The 9,407-nt window shown below is 66.5% G+C and carries 1 protein-coding gene; it reads left to right on the top strand.

Features of this window, described 5'->3' with window-relative positions; genetic code table 11:
• Positions 1-9,407 (top strand): amino acid adenylation domain-containing protein (locus tag ACYVNQ_RS06655; RefSeq protein ID WP_460901673.1); only part of this gene is annotated, 9,407 nt, incomplete at both ends.

Genomic DNA, 9,407 nt, shown 5'->3' with positions numbered 1-9,407 from the left:
GTGCCGCATGACGAACGCACGCCGAGCTCCGCCGAACTGCGCGCGTTCCTCGCCGACCAGCTCGCCGAGTACATGGTGCCCGCCGCATTCGTCGTGCTGCCCGCACTGCCCCTTACCCCCAACGGCAAGCTCGACCGCCAGGCGCTACCCGCGCCCGACCAGGCCGCGCTCGCCACCCGCGCGTACGAAGCCCCGCTCGGCGAAGTCGAAACCACGCTCGCCGCGATCTGGCAGCAGCTGCTCGGCATCGAACGCGTCGGTCGCAACGATCACTTCTTCGAGCTCGGCGGTCACTCGCTGCTCGTCATCAGCCTGATCGAGCAGTTGCGTCAGCAAGGCTGGCAGGCCCAGGTGCAAACCGTCTTTACGTCGCCGACGCTCGTCGCGATGGCTGCAGCGCTTGAACGCGGCACGGCCGGCGCGTTCGCGGTGCCCGACAACCGCATCCCGGCCGGCTGCACCGCCATTACGCCGGACATGCTGCCGCTCGTCTCGCTGACGCAAGACGGCATCGATCGCATTGCCGCCGAGATCCCCGGCGGCGCGCGCGACATCCAGGACATCTATCCGCTCGCGCCGCTGCAGGAAGGCATCCTGTTCCATCACCTGCTCGGCACCGAAGGCGATGCGTACCTGGTGCGCACCGTGCTGACGTTCGATTCGCGCGAGCGCGTCGAGCGCTTCGTCGGTGCTTTGCAGGCCGTGATTGACCGGCACGACATCCTGCGCAGCTCCGTGCATTGGGACGGCCTGCCGCAGCCGGTGCAGGTGGTGCATCGCGCCGCCACGCTGCAGGTCGACACGCTCGCGCTTTGTACGCAGGCCAGTGTTCATGCCCGCATTCAGGCCACCCCGGAGGCCGATCCGCTGCAACAGCTGCTCGATGCCACCGACCCGCGCACCCAGCGTCTGGACCTGCGACGCGCGCCGCTGATGCGCGCCACCGTAGTGGAAGACCGCGCTTGCGACCGCTGGCTGCTATCGCTGCTCGATCACCACATGGTCAGCGACCACGTGACGATGGATTTCGTGCTCGAAGAAATCCGCATGATGCTGCACGGAGATCACGCCAACCTGCCGTCGGCGCTGCCGTCGGCGCTGCCGTACCGCAACTTCATCGCACAGACGCGCGCGGTTGAGCCCGCTGGGCACGAGGCGTATTTCCGCACGCAGCTCGCCGATATCGACGAACCGACTGCGCCATTCGATGTGCTCGACGTACAAGGCGACGGCCGCCGCAACCATAGCGTGCGCCTGCCGCTGGCGAGCACCCTCGCACAGCGTATCCGCACCTGCGCGAGCGAGCGCGGCGTAACGGCTGCGGTGCTGTTCCACGCTGCATGGGCACTGGTGCTGGCGCGCTGCACGGCACGCGACGACGTGGTGTTCGGCACCGTGCTGTCCGGACGGATGCAGGGCACAGCCGCCGCAGATCGCGTGCTCGGCATGTTCGTCAACACGCTGCCAGTGCGCATCTCGGTCGCGCAGTGCAGCGCCGCCGAACTGGTCGATCAGACCTATCAGCGGCTGTCCGAACTGCTCGCACACGAGCAGGCTTCGCTGGCGCTCGCGCAGCGCTGCAGCGCGGTGCCCGCTTCGGTGCCGCTGTTCACGGCGCTGCTCAACTACCGGCATAGCCCCGTGATGGAAAACGACGGCGACGCGGGCGAGTTTGTCTGCGAAGGCGTGCGCATGCTATCGGTGGAAGAGCGCACCAACTATCCGCTCGATCTGACGGTCGACGATTTTGGCGCGGATTTCGCGCTGACGCTGCAATGCGCACCGGTGTCCGCGCTGGACCCGCAGCGTATCGCCGGCTATCTGGCCGTGGCGGTTCAGGCGCTGGTGGATGCGCTGCTCGATGGCGACCATCAGCCTGCGCGCCAGTTGCAGATGCTGCCGCAAACGGAACGCGAGTTGCTGCTGGTCGGGTTTAACGACACCGCCGTCGATTATCCACACGATACCTTCGTGCATGCGCTGTTCGAGCGGCAGGTGGAGGCGATGCCTGAGGCAGTGGCGGCAGTGTTCGGGGATGAGCAGGTTGCGTATCGCGAACTGGGTGCGCGGGCTAACCAGCTTGCGCATCATCTGCTGTCGCTGGGGGTTCGGCCTGATGACCGTGTGGCGATCTGCGTCGAGCGCGGCATCGATATGCTCGTCGGGCTGCTCGGCATCATGAAGGCGGGCGCCGCCTACGTTCCGCTCGACCCGACCTATCCGGCCGACCGCCTTGCCTACATGCTGGAAGACTGCGCGCCCGTTGCGGTGCTCTCGCAGCGGGCGTTGCGCGACGTGCTGCCCGCGCATGGCGTGCCGACACTGATGCTCGACGATGGCGAGACGCGCGATGCGCTGGCCCGTTTGCCGGTTGACAATCTGCAAGCGGCTGCGCTCGGCCTCGAGCCGACCAGCCTGGCTTACGTGATCTATACGTCCGGCTCCACCGGCAAGCCCAAGGGCGTGATGATCGAGCATCGTTCGGCGGTCAATCTGCTGCGCTCGATGGCGATCGAACCGGGCATTGCCGCGACCGACTCGCTGCTCGCCGTTACCACCTTGTCGTTCGACATTGCGGCTCTCGAACTCTATCTGCCGCTCGCGAACGGCGCGTGTTGCGTGATCGCGAGCCGCGAAGATGCGGCCGATCCGCGGCGCCTGATCGATCTGATCGCCCGACGCGGCATCACGCTGATGCAGGCGACGCCTGTCACGTGGCGGATGCTGCTCGACGCGGGCTGGGCCGGTTCACCCACGTTGCGTGCGCTATGCGGTGGCGAGGCGTTGCCGCGCGACCTGTCGGAGCGGCTGCGCGACCGGGTAGGCTCGCTGTGGAACATGTACGGCCCGACCGAAACGACGATCTGGTCCTCCTGTGCTCAAATCGGCACCGCGCTGGCCGGCGCGACGCCCAGCGAGCCGGTCGGCCATCCGATTGGCGCGACGCAGATCTACGTCCTCGACGAGCGCTTTGAACCTGTGCCGGTTGGCGTGGCCGGGGAGCTGTATATCGGCGGTATCGGCGTGGCGCGCGGTTACCTGAACCGGCCGGAACTCACCGCCGAGCGCTTCGTTGCCGATCCGTTCAGCGACGAACCCGATGCCCGCCTGTACAAAACCGGCGACCTCGCCCGTTTCCTTGCCGACGGCAACATCGAATACCTTGGCCGCAATGATTTCCAGGTCAAGATCCGTGGCCTGCGTATCGAACTCGGCGAGATCGAGACGAAGCTTGCTGCCTGCGACGGTGTGCGCCAGGCCGTTGTCATCGCACGCGAAGACACCCCTGGCGACAAGCGTCTGGTTGCCTATCTCGCCGCCGATGATGTCGAATCGGTCAGCGCCGCGGAACTGCGTGTGCAGCTGGCCGCGCAACTGCCCGAGTACATGGTGCCGGGTGCGTTTGTCGTGCTGCCTGAGCTGCCGCTTACCCCCAACCTCAAGATCGACCGCCGTGCGCTGCCCGCACCGGATGCGTCTTCGGTCGTCACGCGCAGCTACGAAGCGCCGCAGGGCGATATCGAGACCGCCCTCGCTGCTATCTGGCAGCAGCTGCTCGGCCTCGAGCGCGTCGGCCGCAACGATCACTTCTTCGAGCTCGGCGGTCATTCGCTGCTCGCCGTGCAGCTGCTCTCGCGCCTGCGCCAGCAGTTCGATGCCGAAGTCGCCCTGCGCGAACTCTTTGCGCAGCCCACGCTCGACGCGCTTGCACGCATCGTCGCGCAGGCCTCGCGTGCCGGCCTTGCGCCGATCGAACGCCGCGAGCGCAGCCTGCCGCTCGCGCTTTCGTTCGCGCAGCAGCGTCTGTGGTTCCTTGATCGCCTCGATCATGCTGCCGGCGCCGCGTATCACATGCCCGCGGCGCTGCGGCTGAGTGGCACGTTGCAGCGTGAGGCGCTGCGCGCGACGTTGGACCGGCTGATCGAACGGCACGAGATCCTGCGGACGTCGTTTGCTATGCACGAAGGCCAGACTGTGCAGCGTATCGCTGCGCCCGCTGCGTTCGCGCTCGCCGAAACGGATCTGCGTACGCTCGATACTGCCGCCCAGCAGGCCGAAGTCGAACGCCTCAGCCAGCTTGAAGCAAGCGCGCCCTTCGATCTCGCCACCGGTCCGCTGATCCGCGGCCAGCTGCTGCAGTTGGGCGAGCACGAGCACATCCTGCTCGTCACGCAGCATCACATCATCTCCGACGGCTGGTCGATTGGCCTGCTGATCGACGAGGTCAGCACGCTCTACGCTGCGTTCTGCCAGCAACAGCCTGACCCGCTGCCCGCACAGCCTGTGCAGTACGCGGACTACGCGGCATGGCAGCGCCAGTGGCTGCACGGCGAGGTGCTGCAGCAGCAGCTCGGCTTCTGGAAGAGCCACCTGCTTGGCGCACCCGCGCTGCTCGAACTGCCGACCGACCGCCAACGTCCTGCCGTGCAGAGCTATGCCGGCGCCAGCGTACCGTTCGCACTGCCCGCCCAGCTCAGCGCGTCGCTGCGTATGCTCAGCCAGCAGCACGGCACCACGCTGTTTATGACGCTGCTCGCAGGCTGGTCCGTGCTGCTCGCACGTCTGGCCAACCAGCAGGAGGTGGTAATCGGCACGCCGGTGGCCAACCGTCCGCGTGCGGAACTCGAAAAGCTGCTCGGCTTCTTCGTCAACACGCTGGCCCTGCGCGTGAATCTGGAGCACAACCCGAGCGTGTCGCAACTGCTGTCGCAAGTCCGCGAAACCGCGCTGGCAGCCTACGCGCATCAGGACCTGCCATTCGAACAGGTCGTCGAAGCGCTGCAGCCCGCCCGTACCCTCAGCCACAGCCCGGTGTTCCAGGTCATGCTCAGCATGGACAACACACCGGATGTCGAGCTGTCGCTGCCGGGCCTCGTGCTCGCCGCGGTACCGCAAGCGCAGACCACCACGCAGTTCGACCTGTCGCTCGCGCTCAGCGACGACGGCATCGCGATCTCCGGCAAGCTCGAATACGCACAAAGCCTGTTCGACGCAGCAACCGTCGAACGCTTCGCACGTCATTTCCAGACGCTGCTTACCGCGATGACCGCCGACGCAAACCAGACCATCGGCTCGCTCGCGCTGCTCGACGACCAACAGCGCAAGCAACTGCTGATCGGCTTCAACGACACCGCGATCGACTCCGCGCAAGACGGCTTTATCCACGAGCTGTTCCAACAGCAAGCCGCGCAAACGCCAAACGCGCTCGCCATCAGCGACGCCGAACGCTCGCTGACGTACCGCGAACTCGACCGCCTGTCGAACCGCGTCGCGCAGCATCTGAAGCGGCTCGGCGTTGCGCCGGACGCGCGCGTGGGCCTGTATGTCGAACGCGGCGTCGAACTGGTGGTCGGCCTGCTCGGCGTACTGAAGGCTGGCGGCGCCTACGTGCCGCTCGATCCCGCCTATCCGGCCGAGCGCATCGCGTACATGCTTGCGGACAGCACGCCCACCGCGGTGCTCGTGCATGCGGGCACCCGCGCGTTGATCAGCGACGCCGATTTCCCGCTGCTCGACCTCGAAGCCGCGATGTCCGACTGGAACGAAGTGCCCGACAGCCCGGTCAGCCACCACGCGCTCAGCCCATCGAGCCTCGCCTATGTGATCTACACGTCCGGTTCCACCGGCAAGCCCAAAGGCGTGATGGTCGAGCAGCGCGGCTTGCGCAACCTGATGGCCTGGTATCTGGACGACCTGAAGCTCGCGCGCGGCGATGCAGTGTTGCTCGTCACGTCGCCGAGCTTCGACCTGACCCAGAAGAACATCCTCGGTCCGCTGCTGGTGGGCGGCACGCTGCATCTGGCGGCGCCGCGCTTCGATCCGCACGCGATCGTGCAGCAGATCGGCCACGCGCAGATCCGGCATCTGAACCTGTCGCCGAGCGCATTCCATGCGCTGATCGATGCTGCCGCCGGCACCACGCAGCTAGGCGGGCTGCGCCGCGTCGTGCTCGGCGGCGAGCCGATCCAGGCCGCGCGCCTCGCGATGCTGCCTGAGCCGCGGCCCGAGTTTATCAACAGCTATGGCCCGACCGAATGCAGCGACGTGGTCGGCTGGCACCGGCTGTCGAGCGATCTCGATGCGTACCGCACGGCGCCGGTGCCGCTCGGCAAACCGGTGCGCAACCTGCGCCTGTATGTGCTGGATGCGCGCGGCGAGCCGGTGCCGGTCGGCGTTGCCGGGGAGTTGTATATCGGCGGCGTCGGGGTGGCACGGGGTTATCTGAATCTGCCTGAACTGACCGCCGAGCGTTTCATCGCCGATCCGTTCAGCGATCGCGATGACGCCCGTCTGTACAAGACCGGCGACCTCGCCCGCTTCCTCGCCGATGGCAACATCGAATATCTCGGACGCAACGACTTCCAGGTGAAGATTCGTGGCCAGCGCATCGAACTCGGCGAGATCGAGGCGAAGCTTGCCGCGTGTGAAGGTGTGCGCGAAGCGGTTGTGATTGCCCGTGAGGACAGCCCCGGCGATAAGCGTCTGGTCGCCTATCTCGCGGCCGACGATGTTGCGGCAGTCGCGGTTGCCGAACTGCGTACGCAGTTGGCCGCACAGCTGCCCGAGTACATGGTGCCAGGTGCGTTTGTCGTGCTTGACGCGTTGCCGCTCACACCTAACGGCAAGCTCGACCGCCGTGCGTTGCCTGCACCGGATGCTTCTTCAGTCGTCACGCGCGACTACGAAGCTCCGCAAGGCGACATCGAAACCGCACTTGCTGCGATCTGGCAGCAGCTGCTGGGCCTCGAACGCGTCGGCCGTAACGACCACTTCTTCGAACTCGGCGGTCATTCGCTGCTCGTCGTCAGCCTGATCGAGCAACTGCGCCAGCGGGGCCTGCGCACCCACGTGCAGACGGTCTTTACGTCGCCCACGCTCGCCGCGATGGCTGCGTCGGTCGAACGCGGCGAGGCCTGTGCCTTCGTCGTGCCGGCCAACCGCATCCCTGCCGGCTGCAGTGCGATCACGCCGGACATGCTGCCGCTCGTTACGCTCACGCAGGCCGAGATCGCGCGCATCGTTGCGGAAGTGCCCGCAGGCGTCGCCGACATCCAGGACATCTACCCGCTCGCGCCGCTGCAGGAAGGCATCCTGTTCCACCACCTGCTCGGCACCGAGGGCGACGCGTACCTGATGCGCACCGTGCTGACCTTCGACGCACGTGAGCGTCTCGAGCGTTTCCTCGGCGCACTGCAAACCGTGATCGACCGGCACGACATCCTGCGCAGCTCCGTGCACTGGGTCGGCCTGCCGCAAGCGGTACAGGTCGTGCACCGCGAAGCGCAACTGCCGGTGCAAACCGTCACGCTCGACGCGCACACCGACGCGCTGCAGCAACTGCTCGACGCGACCGATCCGCGCACGCTGCGCCTCGACCTGCAGCGCGCCCCGCTGCTGCGCGTCTACCAGGCCGCCGATCCGCATTCGGATGCATGGTTCCTGTCGCTGATCAATCACCACATGGTCAGCGATCACGTGACCGTCGAACTGCTGCTCGAAGAGATCGTCGCGCTGCTGCAAGACGCGGCTGCCAGCCTCGCACCGTCGCTGCCGTACCGCAATTTCATCGCTCAGACCCGTGCGGTCGAGCCGGCCGATCACGAGGCGTATTTCCGCACGCAGCTCGCGGATATCGACGAACCGACTGCGCCATTCGGTGTGCTCGACGTCCAGGGCGACGGCAGCGACGCGAAGCAAGCCGTCGTGTCGCTGGAACAGGACCTCGCGCAGCGCATCCGCGAATGCGCGGGCCAGCGCGGCGTGACCCCGGCAGTGCTGTTCCATGCCGCGTGGGCGCAAGTGCTCGCACGCTGCACCGGCCGCGACGACGTGGTGTTCGGCACCGTGCTGTCTGGCCGTCTGCAAGGCGCCGCGAGCGCGGACCGTGTGCTCGGCATGTTCATCAATACGTTGCCGGTGCGCATCTCGGTCGCGCAATGCAGTGCGGCTGAACTGGTCAACCAGACCTATCAGCGTCTGTCGGGACTGATCGCGCACGAACAGGCTTCGCTGGCGCTCGCGCAGCGCTGCAGCGCGGTGCCCGCATCGCAGCCGCTGTTCACCGCGCTGCTCAACTACCGTCACAGCGCCGCTGCGGTTCAGGTCGGCGACGCGGGCGAATTCGTCTGCGACGGCGTGCATCTGCTCGCGATGGAAGAGCGCACCAACTACCCGGTCGATCTGAGCGTCGACGACTTCGCGGAAGGCTTCGCGCTGACGCTGCAATGCGCACCGGCACTCGATGCGCAGCGTATCGCCGCGTATCTGGCGACGGCGATCGCGTCGCTGGTCGATGCGCTGGCGGGCGATGAACGCCAGGCTGCCAGCGCGCTGCCGATCCTGCCGCTGGAAGAGCGCGCGCAATTGCTGGAGGAATTCAACGATACGTGTGTCGACTATCCGTCTTATTTGCTGATTCATCAGCTCGTCGAAGACCATGCGGGTGCGCGGCCCGATGCGCTGGCCGTGGCTTGTGACGGTCAGCAGCTCACCTATCGCCAGCTCAACGCGCGCGCCAACCAGCTCGCCCATCGTCTGATCTCGATGGGGGTGCGCTCCGACCAGCGCGTCGCGCTGTGCGTCGAGCACGGCATCGACATGCTTACCGGCCTGATCGGCATCCTCAAGGCCGGTGCTGCCTACGTGCCGCTCGATCCGGCTTACCCCGCCGAGCGCGTCGCCTACATGATCGAGGACAGTACCCCGGTTGCGCTCGTCACCCAGCGCGCGCTGCGCGACTCGGTGGCCGGTGCCGATGCACTGCCCGTGCTGCTGCTCGATGGGACGCAGACCGGTGAATCCTTCGACACGGAGCCGACGCACAACCCCGATCCGCAGATGCTTGGTCTCACAGCCGAGAACCTCGCCTATGTGATCTACACCTCTGGCTCCACCGGCAAGCCCAAGGGCGTGATGGTCGAACACCGCCAGCTCGTCAACTACGTGCTCGATGCGGTCAGGCTCTTCGGCCTGTCTGCCGCCGACGTCGTGATGCAGCAGAACTCGCTGAATTTCGACCTCTCGGTCGAAGAGATTTTCCCGGCGCTCGCCGCCGGCGCTACGCTCGCGCCCAGTTCGCGCATCTTCGGCTTCAGTGTCGGTGCTACCGATACCGCCGGTAATCTCGCTAGCACGGACAGCACCAGCAGCAGCGCCGCCGATTCCATCGGCAATTCCACGGGCGGTGGCAACAACGTCGGCATTAACAGCATTGGCGCTGGCGACGGCAACGGCAGCACGGATAGCAACGGCACCACGCCACGCGCCACCTTCGTGCACCTGACCGCCGCTCACTGGCACACGCTCGTCGCCGAATGGCACCGCAACCCCGCTCGCGCACTCGAACAACTGCACGGCGTACGCCTCGTCAACGTCACCGGCGATGCCCTGTCCGCGCAGAAGCTCGC

Source organism: Paraburkholderia jirisanensis (genome assembly GCF_054782355.1).
The sequence above is the reverse complement of the archived record's forward strand: the minus strand, read 5'-3'. Positions and strand labels throughout refer to the sequence as shown.